Genomic DNA, 17,571 nt, shown 5'->3' on the forward strand with positions numbered 1-17,571 from the left:
TTTTCCCAATAGATTAAATAAAAATGTGCGTGAGTTTATTGAATCAAATTTTATTCAATAAATACGATAAACTTAGAACGAATTACCTTTAACGTTGACTAGACCACTTGAGTTTAAATTTGTTAATTTCTTCATCGGTGTAAAAATGACGCACTAATGGTTGATCATAAATTTCTTCTAAATATTCATCACTAAAGGTCAGACTCTTTCTTAAATTATCATAGATGAGATAGTCATCCGCTTCTAAAAAGTCTGCTCGGTCAAGTCGTTCACAATCTAAATTTTCAACACCTAAAAAAGTTTCTAGGGCTTCTTTTAAGCAAGAATCAAGTTTTTCTAATTTTAAGACTAATAAGTCAATATTTCTGTCTGGGAAATTTGCAATCGCATAACCTTTTTCTTTCGGAAAATCAATGGAAGCGATATCAATGCCGAAAACTGGTTGCAATTCTTCTTCAAACCAGTCAAACTGCTTTCCATAAACAAATTTTTGAGACCAAAATTTTTTAATAATTTCATCCATTGTGATTAATCCTTCTTGATATTTTATGAAAAATTCAGGAAAAACAGATTGACAATGAATGACTTGAAAAAACCAAGAAATATTACGGGCGATGGGTTCTCGGACTCCAGTAATAATTTTAATATTTTTTTGATTTTTAATTTCCTCAATGTGTTCGCTTAAATATTTGGTCATACAGGAATGCCCAAAGGTAAAAGCATGATAATGTTTCTCCAGTTGCATTGTTTCCCAAATTTTTGAGAAATGTTCTGAATTCAGATTATGGATATGATAAATAGCTTGATTTTGCAGATGTTTTTTTAGGGTCAAATAGGTACTCATTGAACCGACTTTCCCCATTTGATAAACAAATATGACTGAAGAATTATTGAGAAGTTCTTGTTTTAATTTTCTTTCTGTATTCCACATATTAATCCTATTATTCATATAGGAATACACGGGAAAAAACTGTTTATCTGCGATGGGATAATAGTTAAGAGCTTGGTTTGAGAGTTTAGTTTGTGTGTTCATGATGCTTGTTGATGATGCTGGAGGGTTGAATTTAAAATGCTGACGAGGATAAACCACCATCGATGGGAATAGTAATTCCCGTTATATAACTCGCACATTCTGAAGCTAAAAATACAACGAGATTAGCAAATTCTTCAGTCGTACCAATTCGATTCATGGGAATTGTTTTTAGAATTCCTTCTCGGATTAAATCTGGGGTTGTTCCTTGCTTTTTGGCATAAATTTCTAAATATTCTCGATGTCTAGGGGTATCAATAACGCCGGGGTTAACACTATTAATTAAAACATTATAGGGGGCGGTTTGTCTAGCTACTGATTTGGTAAAATTCATTAAAGCTGCATTGACAACACCCGATTTAACTAAACGAGGAGATGGCTCTTTTCCCGATGTCCCAATGATATTAACAATTCTTCCCCAATGTTGTTTTTTCATAATCGGTAACACTAAATTGGTTAAGCGAATATAACCCATTAATTTTCCTTGAAAAACGTTTAACCAATCTTCATCGGAAAGGTTTTCAATTAAATTTTCAGCAAAGTTAGCTCCTTCAGAATTATTGACTAAAATGTCAATTTTGCCGTATTGATTTAAAGAGTCTTGTATTAATTGTTCAGAATCTTGAGCTTGATGGACATCAGCCACTAAACGCAGAATTTGTTGGGAAGGATAAGCTTGAACCAGAGATTGATAAGCTTGTTCTAAGCGTTGGGAATTGCGACCACAAATAATTAAGTGACAGCCTTCTTCTGCTAATTTTTCAGCAATGGTAAACCCAATTCCCGCACTACTTCCCGTAATCAAAGCCACTTTATCTTTTAATCCTAAATCCATAAACTTTGTCCTAGCATTTTGTGGTTAAACTTAAAATTTTAAAACAAACTAAATTAAAATTTTAATCAAATTAATATCTTGATTCGATGAATTATATCCCTTTTTTAAAACTTTTGAAGGAGCATAATAAATTTGACCATATTCTAAACACTGTTCTTCATTTTCTATAAAAATTTCTAATTGTCCATTTAAAATAAATCCGATTTCTTCTTGCTGACCTTGATGTGGGGGAATGGAATAACTAGACGGGATTTTCATCATCACGATTTCAAACCAAGAACCCTTAACCGATTGACAAGGTAAATGAGTGATTTTATCTTGGTTGTTTGATAGGGTTAATACAACGTCTTCTGAAGGTAAAGAAGAGGTAATCCGTTTAAGATCAAATCCAATCATCGCTTCGGACAAAGGATTAACAAAACCATGAGAAACATTAGCATCGGCGACATGAATATCTTGTAAAGCTCTCAAGGGTTTAATCACATCTTTAATATACAGTTCCAGTTCTCCTGAGAGTACCATGCCAATTTGACTTTCAGGATGTTGGTGGGATTCAAGTTTAGCATTAGGAGCTACAGCGGATAATTGAAAAATGGTATTTTGGCATTGAAAAACCTCTAATTCTACATGAGGATTGAGTTTAATAGGCTTGGGAATTGGGAAAAATTTAGACATGATTTTAGGGGACAAGTTCAAAATGAAATTGAAATTTAAACTCTCAATTATTTTTCTGTGATGAAGGCAACTATTTTCATCGGATAGGGAGCTTTTTTAGGTATGCACAGGTAAATAAATACTTTGAATCATGGTGTTTTCCTGTTTGTGAAATAAAGACCAACTCATCTCAATTTTACCATATTGTGAAATAAATTCTAAATCATGTTCTCGGATGGCATTTTCATTGGTAATGGCTAAATCTGCCAACCCCTGTTTAACTTGAATAGCGGCAACACTGGTAGAATTGACAAATTTGATTTTAATCTTGTTTTGATTCAGGTCGCTAGGTAATAAATAGGGAAGTAAAGGAAGAGGAGCGGGATGAGTAACTAGGGTACAGTTTTCTAAAACGATTCCTTCATTTTTTCGCTTGGCTAATCCGTAAACGGGTGTGGGATAGGTGAAGATAAAACCTAGTTTAAAACTCGGTTCCATGTAGAAATCATTAATTCTTTCATAGGCATGGGGTACTAACGCCAAATCTATCTGATTGTCGAGTAAAGATTCTTTTAAATCTGTAAAGCTATCAAATAAATGACTATTAACCGAAATCTGTTGTAATTTCCATTGAGAAATTAGATAATTTAAGGTTTGTTCACTACTGGTTTCTTTTGGACCCAAAGTGCCAACGCTTAAGGTTTTGACATCAAGCTGGGGATAACACAATTCCATTGAAAACTTTAACATGGTTTTAAGGCTCCTGAATTTTTAAGGGCGGATAAATTAGGATTTCCGGTGCAAAATAAAACAATTTCAAGTTCAGCAATTAAAAATTTTACCAACTCATCAACGGCGGCTTCTGATTCAATCGCTGCTACGAGAAACGGTCGAGCCAACCCTCCTAAATCGGCTCCTAAAGCGATGGATTTGGCAAGGTCTAAGCCATTTTTTAAGCCTCCAGAAGCAATCAAAGGAATGGTTGAATTCATAGACCGAATGGCAGTAATACATTCAGCCGTAGGCAAACCCCAATCGGCAAAAACTTGTCCGAGATGCCTTTGTCTGTTGTCTTTGGCTCTTTGACTTTCGACTTTAGCCCAGGACGTGCCTCCGGCCCCAGCCACATCAATCGCAGCGACTCCGGCTTCAATTAATTGTTTGGCCGTCACCGCAGAGATGCCATTTCCGACTTCCTTGGCGATGACGGGAACGGGCAATTGAGCGCAAATTTGCTCGATTTTAGCGAGTAACCCTTTAAAATTGGAATCGCCTTCCGATTGAACCCATTCTTGTAAAGGATTGAGATGCAGAATTAAAGCATCAGCTTCTAATAATTCCACCAGTTTTAAACAGTCTTCTAAACCGCAGCCGTAATTTAACTGTACAGCCCCTAAATTCGCTAACAGGAGAATATCTGGCGCCAGAGAACGGACTGCAAAGGTCGGCGCTAATTCCGGTTGTTCGAGTGCAATGCGTTGAGAACCCACCCCCATCGCTAAACCATAACGTTGAGCGACCGTTGCCAATCGAGTATTGACTAAATGGGCTAATTCTGTTCCTCCGGTCATGGAAGAGATGAGAATTGGAGCTTTTAGAGATTTCCCCAAAAAGGTTGTCCCCAGTTCAATATCGCTACGGTCAAGTTCAGGAAGACAACAATGGGTAAAACGATATTTTTCTAAACCGTTTGTAAGTTGTTGAAACTCTACATCTTCTTCGATACAAACTCGCAGATGTTCGCTTTTACGATTTTCAATTTCACTGGGAAGATTAGGTGATGGCATAGTTGTTATCAAGCAGGAGGGTTAAACATTAAGTTGAGGTTAAAAATCGAGTTCTGAAAGCAGTTCATCTAGTTCTACCTGATTAAGATCCGCATCGGGAAAATCCGATGGAGTATAGCCTCCTTCTACCGATAAACAATGGTTAATCAGGCTTTCTAAAGAATCTCGATAGGCAGCAGCTAAATTTTTGATCGTTGTTTGATGATGAAAATTTTCACTATATTGCCATTCTATATCAAGTTGCCCATCAACCACAATTCCATGAATCGCAATTAAATGGGAACGTTTTCCCAAAGGACTATGAATGGAACCACTGGATTCTTGAGATAATTTCCAGCCTATCTCGCCGATTTGATGGCTGGTAAATTGACCTAAATAATTAAAGCTAATTTGAGCTTTTGGATAGTTTTTTAACGGGGATTGAATCGTTAAATCTGAACTCAGATAATATCCAATTCCATAATCAAATCCCCGATTCGGAATTTGTCGTAATTGCTCTTTAATGGACTTGAGACATTCACCGGGATGGTGAAGATTTTCTAAGGTCAAAAAGACGGGAAAAATACTGGTAAACCAACCCACAGTTCGAGATAAATTCACGGATTCAATTACATTCTCTCTTCCATGACCTTCCATGTCAAGCAAAAGCTTATAACTCCCTGTCCAATGGCCAAAAGCTTGGACTAAAGCGGTCAATAGAATATCATTAATTTGGGTGTTATAAGCTTGCGGAACCTCCTGTAAGAGTAAGCGGGTTTGTTCTTCGGTTAAGGTGAAAGAAACCGTTTTTGCATGGGCAACAATGTTGGACTGAGCTTCACCTTGACAGTCCAAAGGAAGAGGAGAAATTGAGGGAAAATCACGGTTTAGCCAATACTTGAATTGAGCGTGAAATTCTGGGGTTGTAGCATAGTTTTGCAGTTCCTCAGCCCAAGTTTTAAAAGAACTGGTTTTAGGAGGAAGTTGCAGAGGCTTTTGGGTTTCTAATTGGTGGTAAATCGTAACGAAATCTTCGAGGATAATCCGCCAAGAAATTCCATCTACTGCTAAATGATGAATGATAATTAACATTTTTCCCCTCTCACCCAAGGCGAAGAAAACCACCGCCATTAAGGGTCCTTCCTCTAAGTTGAGTACCCGTTGTTGAACCTCAGAAATTTCTGCCATCTTGGTCAATTGTTCATGGCAAGATAGATGGTATAAATCCACCTTTTCAAAGGCGAAACTATGGCAGTCTAGGCTGTGATTTTGTTGCCATTGTTCCCCTTGTTGCACAAACCGTAACCGCAAAGCATCATGGTGATAGAGTAATTTAGAAATAGTTTGTTTTAATAAATCTGGTTGTAGATTATTGGGAACCTCTAACAAGATAGATTGATTAAAGTGATGACGTTCGGTCCAATTTTGTTCAAAAAACCATTTTTGAATCGGCGTTAACGGGACTTCACCTGTAACTAATCCCTGGTCAATTTCAGTGATAGCAGTTGTCTCCGCTACGGTGGCTAATTGAGCGATAGTTTGATGACTAAATAATTGTTTAGGAGTAATTTGTAATCCCACTTGATTAGCTTTAGCGACAATTTGAATGGCGATAATTGAATCGCCTCCTAATTCAAAGAAATTCTCATTAATACTAATTTGATTTTGACCTAAAACTTCCTGCCAAATTTGGGCTAAAATTGTTTCTTTCTCGTTACTAGGAAGAAGATAATTTTCTAATTCATCAACATCAATTTCTGGTCTAGGTAAAACACTGCGATCAATTTTTCCATTCTGATTAAGAGTAAAAGCATCTAAGAAAATCAAGAAAGCAGGAATCATATAATTGGGAAGCTTTTCTTGGAGAAAAATTCGTAATTCTGGCTGAGTGAGTTGTTTATCTTTCGGAACAACATAAGCATACAAACGCTTGATTCCAAGTAGATCTTCTCTGGCGATAACAATTCCATCTTTGACCTGAGGATGCTGAAATAAAACGGCTTCTATTTCGCCTAATTCAATTCTAAAACCTCTGATTTTTACCTGATGATCAATCCGTCCAATAAATTCAATATTCCCATCGGCTAAATAGCGTACTATATCACCTGTTTTATACAGACGTGCTGACGAATCTTGACTAAAAGGATTGGGAATAAATTTTTGTTCAGTTAAGTCAGGACGATTGAGATAACAACGGGCTAAACCATCACCACCAATATGCAATTCGCCTTTAACACCAATAGGAACAGGTTGCAAATAGGGATCAAGAATATAAATTTCTGTATTAGCTAAAGGACGACCAATTGGAATAGTTGTAGCTTCTGAAGGAATATTTTTAATTAAATACCAAGAGGTAAAAGTTGTGCTTTCTGTTGGCCCATAAACATGAAGTAAATTTTGAGCGGTTCCTTTATTAAGGGATTCTTTGACCCATTGAGGATCAACTGCTTCGCCACCAAAAAGTAAATATCTTAAGCTTTGAAAAGCATGGGGAATAGTCTGAACTAACTGATTAAATAACGCTGTCGTTAAGAATAAAATAGTAATTTGATATTTTTGGAGAAAATGAACAAATTTTTCAGGAGAAAGAACTATATCTTTATCTACTCCTATTAACTGTGCGCCATGTATCAGCGCCCCCCAAATTTCAAAAGTAGCGGCATCAAAAGAAGGATTAGAAACCTGAGCCATTCTATCAGTTGGTTTTAAATATATATAGTTAGTATTACAGACTAAACGAGTCACTCCTCGATGGGGAATAGCAACTCCTTTAGGTTTACCTGTAGAACCTGAAGTATAGATGACGTAGGCTAAATTCTCAGCGTTAACATGACTGAGAGGATTCTGTTTACTTTGTTGTTTAATTGGGTCTTCATCTTGTTCTAAACAAATCAATTGATTGACTGTTGTTGGTAGTTTTTTGATGAGGTGCTGTTGCGTTAATAAAATTTTGATTTCAGCATCATTTATGATAGATTCAAGTCGTTCTTCGGGATAGCTTGTGTCCAGTGGTACATAAGCTCCTCCAGCTTTTAAGATTCCTAAAAATCCAATAATCATTAAGGGTAATCGCTCGACACAAATCCCAATTAATTGATCTGGTTTAACCCCTAATTTTTGTAAATAACGGGCAATCTGATTGGCTTTTTGATTTAACTGTTCATAGGTGAGGGATTGTTCTCCATCGATGACCGCTATAACATCAGGTGTTTTAACAACCTGTTCTTCAAATAACTGATGAATACAGTAATGATCAGGATAAGACGTTTGAGTTTGATTCCATTCTACTAATAATTGTTGTTCTTCCGATTCAGTCAGTAACGGTAATTTCCCGACGGTTTGCTGAGGATTGGCTACAATTCCTTTTAATAAAGTTTGGAAATGACCCACCATGCGGGTAATTCTTTCGGCGGTAAATAGGTCGCTATCATATTCCCAAAAACCTTCTAAATAAGCTCCTTTTTCCGTTTCAATTTCCTCTAAAACTAAGCTGAGATCAAATTTAATTCTCTGGTTTTCAATGGCTAGATATTGAGCTTTTAAATTGGGTAATTCTAAAGCATTGAGGGGGGCATTTTGCAGCGCAAACATTACCTGAAATAAGGGATTATAACTTAAACTTCGTTCGATTTCTAACCCATCAACCACTTGCTCAAAGGGGACATCTTGATTAGCATACGCTTCTAAAACAACATTGCGAGCTTGCTGTAATAATCCCGAAAAAGTCGGATTTCCTTCTAGGGAATTCCGCAGCACTAAAGTATTGACAAAAAAACCAATCAAAGGTTCAATTTCTTGTCGGTTTCGGTTGGCGGTGGGTGTCCCGATTAAAATATCATCTTGACCACTATAACGAAAGAGTAAAGTGTTTAAAGCAGCCAGTAATGTCATAAATAAAGTCACCCCCGACTTTTGGCTCAAAAGTTTCAGTTTTTCTGTGAGTTCTGAGTCAATTTGAAACGAGATACTATGACCTCGAAAATTGGGAGTAGCTGGACGGGGTTTATCGGTTGGAAGTTCTAATAAAGGAGGAGCAGCCGTTAATTGTTTTTTCCAATAATTTAACTGATTTTCTAAGATTTCACCTTGTAACCATTGTCTTTGCCATACCGCAAAATCCGCATATTGTATGGCTAATTCGGGTAAATCTACGGTTGAATTGGATAAAAGTGCTTGATAAAATTTAGATAATTCTTTAAATAAAATGCCCTTTGACCAACCATCGATAATAATATGATGGAAAACGTTGACTAAAATATAATTTTCATATCCCAGATCAAACAGAGTACATCGTAATAGGGGAGATTGGGTTAAATCAAAGGGTTTTTGTAGTTCTTCAATAATCTGTTTATCAATTTGATCTTGGGAAATATCTTTTAAATTAATAACTAATAATTTAATCTTTAGAGATGGAGCAATTTTTTGAATAGGTTTTCCTTCAACCACTGGAAAGGTTGTCCGTAAGCTCTCATGGCGTTGAATAATAGCATTAATCGTTTGCTCTAAAATATCAATGTTTAAGCGTCCCGTTAAACGGATGGTTAGAGCTTCATTATAAGCCGAATTTTGCTGATCCATCTGATAGAGAAACCACATTCTCTGTTGAGCAAAAGATAGGGGTAAATCTTCAGTTCGGGCAACGCTATTAATTACGGATTCAAGGGGTTTAGATGGTGTTGTTGCACTTCTTAAAAAAGTGAGAATTTCTGGTTTTCTTGTCCCGATTTCTTGCTTAATTTCTGGTGTCATTGCTCCTTGGGGAGCTTGATATTTTAACTTTTCTTCCTCAAGCCAAAGCTTGATGTCTAAACTATTTAAGTAAGATAAAAATTCTGCGACTTTCATCAATAGTATCCTTTTCCTTAATTAATGTTCTGGTATTTTTGGAATGGGGGTGATATTTGGCTGAGTACAGTAGCTCAAGCTAGAGCTACTGTTAGAGATATAATCAACTTGATTCGTCTATTTTTATCGGTTTATTGCCTCTAAATATTGTTTTTTAATGCTGTGTAAATTACGAGGTTCGCTCTTAGGCGAAAACAGCCCATCAGTCTCCCATTTACTGGCATCCAAACTAATTGCCCAAGCATTTAACCAGGGGTGTTCGTTAATTTTAGGTAACAGTTCGGGTCTGGTATCCTCTAAGGCAATTTGAAAAATGACTTGAGCAAATTCTTCTAATAATTTTAAGCTGGCTCGATAAGCTTCTATGATTTCAGCTTCGGTTTTATTAGATTGTAAATTCCTGGTTCGCAGTTCATTTACAAAGGGGATTGCTAAGTAATCAATAAATTCAAAGCTAACCCGACCCAGGGATTGATTTGCCCAATCTCGGAATAGTTGTTGTATTCGATAGGAAAGAGGGAAAAATTCTGCATTAATCTGTTGAACTTTCATCTTAAGTTCCGGGTCAAGGAAGATGGAATTAAACATCATTAAGCAACCGAATGTCCATCCAGCTAAGGTATCCCAGATGACTTTTGTAGCCATCGCTGTCCCATTTTTAAGACAGTTATAGGAATTTTGAATATTAAAGGCTAACCCATCGTGATAGGTTAAATAAAAGTGATTCGCATCGTCAACTCTTTCGGGAGTTAGTTGACCTTTAAGGTCAAGTTCAATCATTTGAGTGGTTAAAGAATTGCCAAAACCAATACTATCTGAACCGGGGGAATAAAACGGATCAGGAAATAGGCCTGCTTCACCGACACAAGCCCAACGATTAAAGGAAAAGACTTGTTTCGAGGAGTAGCTATATTTCGGCATCTTTCTAAAGTCTTCTGGGGATTTACCTTCTAAATGAGCCGCTAAAACGGGTTCATTTTCCCTTAACCACTGAAAGGCTAACTCATAGTTATGATAATTTTTTAACGGGTGAATATCTTGACGAGCCACAATGCCAATACTGGTATAACCCGTAGATAAAGGAATTAACCAAACCCAGTATCCTTCACCGCATAAATGATTTGTAGAATAATAACGGTTGTTATTAGGAACACGCCGATGCCATTTTTCTTCACTGGCTGGCACAAAATTGCTGACATCAAAACGACCCTCAACTCGGAACCAAACCGCACTGTAATTATTATGATTAGGTTTCGCTAAACCGAGTTTCTTCTGTATAAATCGACGACGACCCATCGCATCGACAACCCATCGGGATTTAATACAATGAGTTTTTTGATTCGCTCCACTGCCTTGAGTATAAATAATTTTATGCTGTTGCTGTAGCCCTTCAGCAAACTCGATGTCTTTAACCGAACAATTTTCTTTAAGGTCAATTCCTGCTTCAATATTAAATTGGCGTAAATCATTTTCTAATTTACCCCGATCAATTTGATAAGATTTAGGAGCATGAAACTCTGATAATCCCAGTTCAGGTCTTTTATGAAATTCAGTTTCTTGAGGTTTGAAAAAATAACGTAATCCCAGTTTAGATAAATGTTGATTGTTAAAATAATCGGTTAACTGCAGCGTATTTGCTAAATAAAAAGCCCCAACTTCAACGGTTGATTCTCCCACTTTAAAACCAGCTTCCGGTAAAGGACGAGCCATTTTATCAAGAACAACAACAGAAAGATTAGGTTGTTTAAGTTTTAACTGTCTCCCTAAGGTTAAACCCGCTAATCCACCGCCACAAATTGCCACATCATAGTCTGTTTCCGAACTAAAATTGTCAGCTTGTTCACGCAATAAAACGATGAGTTCTTCTTTATGCTCTTTCAATTGTTCGAGTAAATCGGGAGTCATAACACCTTGAGGAGAACGATAGCGCAGCTTATCCCCTTCCATCCAAATTGTCACACCTAAATGATTCAGATCCGATAAAAATTCAACTGTTTTCATAAATTTAAGTCCCTCAAAGACTAAATACTATAGACCAAACAAAAATTATCAATGGCGGGGAGTCGGTGGTTATTGTTAAAGTCAGTTGCTATGGGAGCAACCGCTTACATACTCCACAAAAAGACTGTTTTAAACCGAAACTATTTATAGCATATTCTGGATGATAAATTTTAGTGATGGATACAATTTTTTACATTTTTTTCCAAAATGGATCTGAAAAGCTTAAATTTTAGTTAAGCTATTTTCATAATTCTCCTTCTTCATAATTTTCTGAGGCTGTTGTCATAACTTTACCACTTTTGGATACACTTTGACTATTGTTGGCTACATTAAGCACCTCAATCGTTTGAGTTAAACTGGCAACGGTGGGGTATTCTAATAAACTGTGCAAAGACAATTCTACCGAGAAAACATCGCGTAAACGAGAGATGACTTGACTAGCCAGCAAGGAATGTCCTCCTAGTTCAAAGAAATTGTCATGAATTCCAATTTGAGATAGATTTAACACCTTTTGCCAAATCTTAGCAACTTGACGTTCAGCTTCCGTTCTGGGTGCTATCAATTCGTTATTTTCTTTGCCTTGGAGTTCCTTGAGTAATTGCCGCTTATCAATGTCTCCATTATCCTTAATAGGCAGAGATTGTCGCAGAACTAGGGGACATTGATAGGACGTTCCCAATCGATCTTTTAGACTAACATGATTAGGTAGATTGACCGATTGAACTGTAGATTTACGGGTGTAATAAGCCGTTAACTTTTGGCATCCTTCAGACCTAGATGTGAAACGATTAATCTTGCTATTACTCCCATCTAAACCGATCATTAATTGTCTTTGGTTGTGATATAAACTGGTTAGAAATGAGTCTAAACCTTGCCGTACTGTCATATCATAATACCCTTGAGATCGAGTTATGTATTGCATCTGATAACCTTGGCTAATCCCGGTTTCTTGCCAAGTTGTCCAACTGTAACAATAACTGGGGAACAAATTCTTAGATTTTTGATAGCTGTTCAAAGACTCAAGGAAACTATTAGCCGCCGCATAGGAACCCAAAGCCGCTCCTCCAAAAAAACTAGCCAAGGAAGAAAAACTAATAAAAATTCCCTGAGATTCTTTGAGAAGTTGATGTAAAACCCAAGTTCCTATTACTTTAGGACGAAGAATTGTCGATAAACCCTCTTGAGTTTCGTCCAGAAGTAAACAATCTTTGTAAATTCCAGCCAGATGAATCACCCCATTAAGTTCTCCTTGCCATTGTTTTTTCACCTGTTCTACAGCCTGTTTAACTTGAGGGAAATTAGCCACATCTACCGCTTGATAAATTACCTGTCCCCCAAGATTTTCTAAAGCTTGGAGATTTTTTATTTTTAAGGATAATTGATCTTCGGTTTTGAGGTACTCACTCCAAAGGTGTTTTTCTGGTAAAGGTGTTTTTCCAATTAACAGTAAACGAGCTTGATAATTTTTGAGCAAATACTGAGCAATTTGTCTGCCAATCCCTCCTAGTCCTCCGGTAATCAGATAAATTCCCCCTGATTTAAAGGGTAATTCCTGTTGGCTGTGTTGAAGTAAATTGACTTTTTCCAAACCTGCGATTAAACGTTTCCCGTTGCGATAGGCAATTTCTCTTTCCTTGGATAAAACGGATAGTTCTTGCAGCAGATAACTGACATTAATTTCGGTTTGATCCAGGGGTAAATCAACATGACGAGTATTTAACCAAGGAAGTTCTTGAGCTAGGGTTTTGATCAGTCCTAAAACTGGAGATTTTTCATAGGCAATTTCATCGGTTTCTATGACAAATTGACTATAACTAGAAACAAATAGCAATTGAATTTTTGAGTTAAAATCATGAGTTTTAGCTAAGGCTTGAACTAGGAATAATAAATCATAAGTCCCTTTTTCTTGTGCTTTTTCTAACTGTTCAATTGTTGAAATTTCTCCCTGATAGTCTTGATAAGTACCCAGATGAATAATATTGCCAAGGATAATTTTTTGCTCGGATAAAGATGCCATTAACTGTTGATAATGATTGGCTGTCCCTGGTCTGAGGGTATAGCAATTTTGACTGATTTGAGAAAATTCTTCCGCTGCTAAAACCGTGATACAGGGTAAGTTTTGACCTTGGATTTTTTCTGCTAAAGATGCTCCTAAACCCAAGGAATCGAGAAAAATTAAACTACAATACTTGGAAAGTTCGGTTTTTAAGTTAACTGGAGATCGAGGTTTCCAAACTTTCTGGTAAAACCAATCAGGAATGGTTTGATCGTTTTCTAATAAAATATCTATTTCTTTTAAAATAGAATTAAATTCTCCGTTCGCAAACCGTTTTGTTAATTGCGATCGCTGGATTTTACCGATGGAAGTTTTAGGAATTTCAGTTTTATTTAAGGGGATTAAATATTCAGGATTAACGCCAAAACTGTTAATTACTTTTCGTCTAATCTTTTTCAGAAGTTCCGCTAGATGCTGGTGGTCAAAGGTTTCTACACTAAAAAATAAAGCTAATTGATCGGTACTATTACTAGGATCATAAACAGCACAAGCGGCGGTGTAGGACACTTCTACTTCTTCAATAGTTTCCACTACAGTTTCAATTTCATGGCTATAATAATTCACTCCATTAATAATAATGGTTTCTTTACTTCTTCCAGTAATGACTAAATGACCGTTACTAATAAATGCTAAATCTCCTGTCTTAAACCAGCCATCTTTTAAGAAAGCGTCTTGATTCGCTTCTGGGTTTTTATAATACCCCGGTGAAACTGCATCTCCTTTAACTTGTAAATGACCAATGGTTTCTTCTGGTAATAGGGAATTATCAGTATTAACAATTCTAATCGATATACCCGGAATGGGTAATCCTAAATCCGTAAAGGTTGCACCATTGGGATGTTCAGGATGGACTCGTTTTAAGGAAGAATTCAAGGAGGATTTATCAACCGTGTGAAAGAGTAATGGCTGTTGTTCTGTAGGCTGATAATAGGTAATCCCTGAACCCATTTCTGCCATCCCAAAAGCAGGACGCATCGCCGTTTTTTTCAGATTATATTGAAGATGAAGGGTGTTAATAAATTCTCCAACTGCTTGACCAGAAACGGCTTCACCCGCTGCCAAAAAGAATTTGACACAATCTAAATTCCAATTTTGATCCGGTTCTTTTTTTAAAGCTTCATTGATCAAATTATAGGCAAAATTAGGAGCCCAACTATGGCTAATTCGATATTGATCAATTAAATCTAACCAATTCAAAGGACGACCTAATATATATTCAGTTTGAACATAAACCATTTGGCATCCTAACTCGACACAGCGAATATTCCAGTCTGAAATACTTCCAATATGATCAAAAGGAAGCCAATTAAGAATAATATCGTCGTTTTGATGTTCACAAATTATGTTTGTTCCTCGCGCACGAGAGATGACATTTTTATGGGTTAATGAGATACATTTCGGTATTCCTGTACTGCCTGATGTGAGATTAAAGAACGCGATATCATCCGGTTGACCAATAGGAGGCTGATGGGGAGAATGAGTTTTTAATTCTTCAATAAAACTCAAGCTTAAGGGTTGATTAGGCAACCATTGTTCTAAATATTTTATCTCTTGCTGACGGGATTGATTTGTGATAATAATAGGTTCATCTAACAACTGCCAAACTTGAGATATTTTATGAATTTCATTATTAAAATCTTTATAGCTGGGTGGCACTGAAATAATAACAGGAATAAATCCCCCTAAAAGACACCCCCAAAATGCGGAAATAATATCATAGTTTTCCGATAGCTGAAGAATCACTTTATCTTGAGCTTGTAAACCCTGCTTTTGTAATCCGGCTTGTATTTGTTGAGCGTCTTCCCATAATTGTTGATAAGATTGAAAAACTTCTGATCCATTAGATTGAATATAAATAATCCCTTTATTTGAATGATTTTCAGCAGCTTTTTGGAGTATTTCTGCCAAGGTTTTAGGCTGAAGTTCAGATTCTTCTAAAAGCTGTCCGTGACTGATTCTAGCTTGAGTGTTAGAAGTGTGAATCCTCATATGAATCGGGGTTTGAGATTCTTGATTATCATTTCTTTTCTCTAGTTTTAAGGGCAATAAGTCCGATAGATGTAGGGGTAAAATTTTGATTTTTTTGGAAGTCATGACAGCGGCAACTTGATCAATATCTGACAAAGAGCGTAGTTTTTCTTCTGTTTCCTGAACTTGATGATCATCGATAATTTCAATATTCTTTAATGCAGTTTCATCGACATCACCGCTATCGGTTAAGGGTAAACTGGAAATCTGCACATAGATATTAGGTAGAAGATTGTCCGGTAACTGAGACTGTAAATCGGAGGACAATTGTTCAGAATTCCAAGCTCCAGAGGAAACGATATAGGCGACTAATTCATCCTCTCGTACCATAAAATAGCAATCTTCAATTAAGGGATTTGATAAAAATACTTCTGCTAATTTCTGACAATTTAATTGTGGATTTTTGTGTTCTGTCCTCATACCTAAAATCCTCGGTTCTGTGTACATCTTGCTAATTCAAGTCTGAATTTCATCTGACAGGGGGACAAGAAGGCTGAAATCCATATATCATAAGCTTTCCATGATTTTAGCTCGAAAAAGTTCGCCGCGCCATCTCTCACTTATTAATAATAATTCCTAGTAAGCTCGCTCCTATCCCTAATTCTTTCGTTAGCTTTTTGCCTAGAATTGCTAGATCTATTTCTAGCGAGAGAAGCCAGAAGCCTTTGTTGGCAAATTTTCTAGCTCGCTTGTCCCCCTGTCAGGAATTGCATCACTGTCTGGGCTATCACAGAATACCTCATTCTGGATAGGATAGTCAAGACATTTTCGAGGAGGATGGTTAATTAAGTTTACGGCTCTTTCTATTTCCTCTGCCCTAAGGATTTTAAAATTCATTCCCTTCTACCACCGACTCAGTTACTTTTTTAAAGGGTTGTTTTCAGTTTTTTCGGCGAGTCTCACCCTCAGCTTGTGCTGTACCTTTGTAGATAGCATCCGAGGGAACTTTGATTCCTTCTTAATACTTGCTCCGGTCGTGCTTTGATCACATCCGAGCAAGACGGCTATTTGTCTTTGAGATAAATTTCCCTCTTGACTAAGTTGGTAGAGCAAGTTTCTTTGTTCTATGTTAAGATGTTGAGGGCTTCGTTTTTGGGTCTGATTTGTTGTTGTTAAAGATCGGAATATACCTGATGAGCTTTTCCTAGTCAGGCCTCTAGGCTGATGCGTTTCCTTTTTGAATTGGCGTTTTTGTTGGTAACGAAGCTGATAAGCGGTAGGGTGAATAAAAAATGACAGAACAAGCTTGGTGGGTACAAAAATGGCTGGAACTACTCGATTCCTATCGCTTTAAAAAACGCTTGGAACGAGCTAGACTGTACGCCAGAGAAGGCAATGTTTTAAGTATTGACTTTGAAGACTCGCAAGTTATTGCCAGAGTACAAGGCAGTGAACCAGAGCCTTATATAGTGGACTTATCCCTAGTCGCTTTTAGTGATGAAGAATGGGATTATATTATTAAGCTTCTCTCCAAAAAGGCCATTTATTCCGCTCAATTGCTCACGGGACAAATGCCCGATCATATCGAGCGTGTTTTTATCGATAGTGGGGTGAATTTATTTCCCTTTTCCCTAGCTGATATTCGCTCTCGTTGCACCTGTCCCGATCAAGCCAACCCCTGCAAACATATAGGAGCAGTATACTATCAATTGGGTGATCGTTTTATTGTCGATCCCTTCCTGCTTTTGCAACTGCGCGGCCGAAGCAAAAGCCAAATTCTGGAAGCTTTACGGGAAAAACGCTCCTATTCCTCTGATAATCAACCTTTAGCAGTCAGTGAACCCCCCACAGTAGTCGAAAAAACTGCCCCCGAAAGTGCTATCGATCGCTTTTGGCAGTACGATGAGGAGCTAGATCCCTCCCTCGTTGTGATTACGCCGGGGAATGAAAATCAAACCATTCTCGACATTTTAGGCAATTTTCCCCTCGCTGCCCCCGAATCAGATGCCATAGAACAATTTTTAAAACCAATTTACCGGCAAATTCCCCAAGAAGCGATGGCGATTGCTTTACAGTAGGGGAATTTGAGGTATAAGTAGCTGGTTATAATTAAATTAAAAATGGATTTTAGGTTCGATCCTCCCTGCCCCCCTTGATAAGGTAGGGTTGATTCAAGGTAGGGTTGATTCAAGGTAGGGTTGATTCAAGGTAGGGTTGATTCATGAATCAACCCTACCCTTGATAAGGGTGGTGTCTGATAATTTTTAACGCCTACCTAGGGTCTGCTGAAAAAGTTTTTCCTGGGGGTAGGAGTCAGTAGCCGGTCGTCAGGAGCCGGTCGTTTCAGGCTTTGTTGCCCTTGTTTTTTGTACCAAGCGATGTACTACAAGAAGGATAATGCAAGGTTTTTGAAAGT

Annotated in this window: 9 protein-coding genes and 1 pseudogene; 1 reads left to right on the top strand and 9 read right to left on the bottom strand. The window is 37.2% G+C overall.

Annotation, left to right across the window (positions count from 1 at the left end; all coding sequences use genetic code 11):
* Positions 1 to 88: 88 nt before the first annotated feature.
* From O9290_RS26570 to O9290_RS26610, 9 genes and pseudogenes are all read right to left on the bottom strand, one after another.
* The gene (locus tag O9290_RS26570) at positions 89 to 1,033 is read right to left on the bottom strand and encodes a putative capsular polysaccharide synthesis family protein (protein WP_002794050.1); all 945 of its coding nucleotides are present in this window, start codon (positions 1,031 to 1,033) and stop codon (positions 89 to 91) included.
* A 31-nt stretch (positions 1,034 to 1,064) separates the two neighbouring features.
* Positions 1,065 to 1,865: an SDR family oxidoreductase gene (locus tag O9290_RS26575; RefSeq protein ID WP_288023395.1), complete on the bottom strand. Its 801-nt coding sequence runs from the start codon at positions 1,863 to 1,865 to the stop codon at positions 1,065 to 1,067.
* A 48-nt stretch (positions 1,866 to 1,913) separates the two neighbouring features.
* A complete protein-coding gene (locus tag O9290_RS26580; protein WP_002762084.1) occupies positions 1,914 to 2,540 on the bottom strand; it encodes a cupin domain-containing protein in 627 nt (208 codons plus the stop codon).
* A 96-nt stretch (positions 2,541 to 2,636) separates the two neighbouring features.
* Entirely contained in the window at positions 2,637 to 3,269 is a 633-nt protein-coding gene (locus O9290_RS26585; protein ID WP_002762083.1) for a LysR family transcriptional regulator, read from the bottom strand.
* Positions 3,263 to 4,306, bottom strand: a complete 1,044-nt coding sequence (gene fni / locus O9290_RS26590) for a type 2 isopentenyl-diphosphate Delta-isomerase (RefSeq protein ID WP_288023393.1) — start codon at positions 4,304 to 4,306, stop codon at positions 3,263 to 3,265. The genes O9290_RS26585 and fni overlap by 7 nt, the downstream gene beginning before the upstream one ends.
* Before the next feature lie 39 nt (positions 4,307 to 4,345).
* Positions 4,346 to 9,130, bottom strand: coding sequence for a non-ribosomal peptide synthetase (locus O9290_RS26595; protein WP_288058634.1), 4,785 nt, complete (start codon positions 9,128 to 9,130; stop codon positions 4,346 to 4,348).
* A 123-nt stretch (positions 9,131 to 9,253) separates the two neighbouring features.
* The gene (locus tag O9290_RS26600) at positions 9,254 to 11,131 is read right to left on the bottom strand and encodes a TubC N-terminal docking domain-related protein (protein WP_288058636.1); all 1,878 of its coding nucleotides are present in this window, start codon (positions 11,129 to 11,131) and stop codon (positions 9,254 to 9,256) included.
* 244 nt (positions 11,132 to 11,375) lie between these two features.
* On the bottom strand, positions 11,376 to 15,635 hold the full coding sequence (locus O9290_RS26605) for a non-ribosomal peptide synthetase (protein WP_288058638.1): 4,260 nt from the start codon (positions 15,633 to 15,635) through the stop codon (positions 11,376 to 11,378).
* A gap of 463 nt (positions 15,636 to 16,098) precedes the next feature.
* Positions 16,099 to 16,343, bottom strand: a pseudogene (locus tag O9290_RS26610) (helix-turn-helix domain-containing protein); the annotation flags it as partial.
* Positions 16,344 to 16,447: 104 nt separating this feature from the next.
* On the opposite strand from O9290_RS26610, the gene O9290_RS26615 reads away from it, so the two are divergent.
* Positions 16,448 to 17,233 (top strand): SWIM zinc finger family protein, encoded by a 786-nt coding sequence (locus O9290_RS26615; RefSeq protein ID WP_002762076.1) that lies wholly within the window; start codon positions 16,448 to 16,450, stop codon positions 17,231 to 17,233.
* The last annotated feature ends 338 nt before the right edge of the window (positions 17,234 to 17,571 follow it).

The organism is Microcystis sp. LE19-41.2A, from assembly GCF_027530405.1.
GTDB classification, from domain to species: Bacteria; Cyanobacteriota; Cyanobacteriia; order Cyanobacteriales; family Microcystaceae; genus Microcystis; species Microcystis aeruginosa.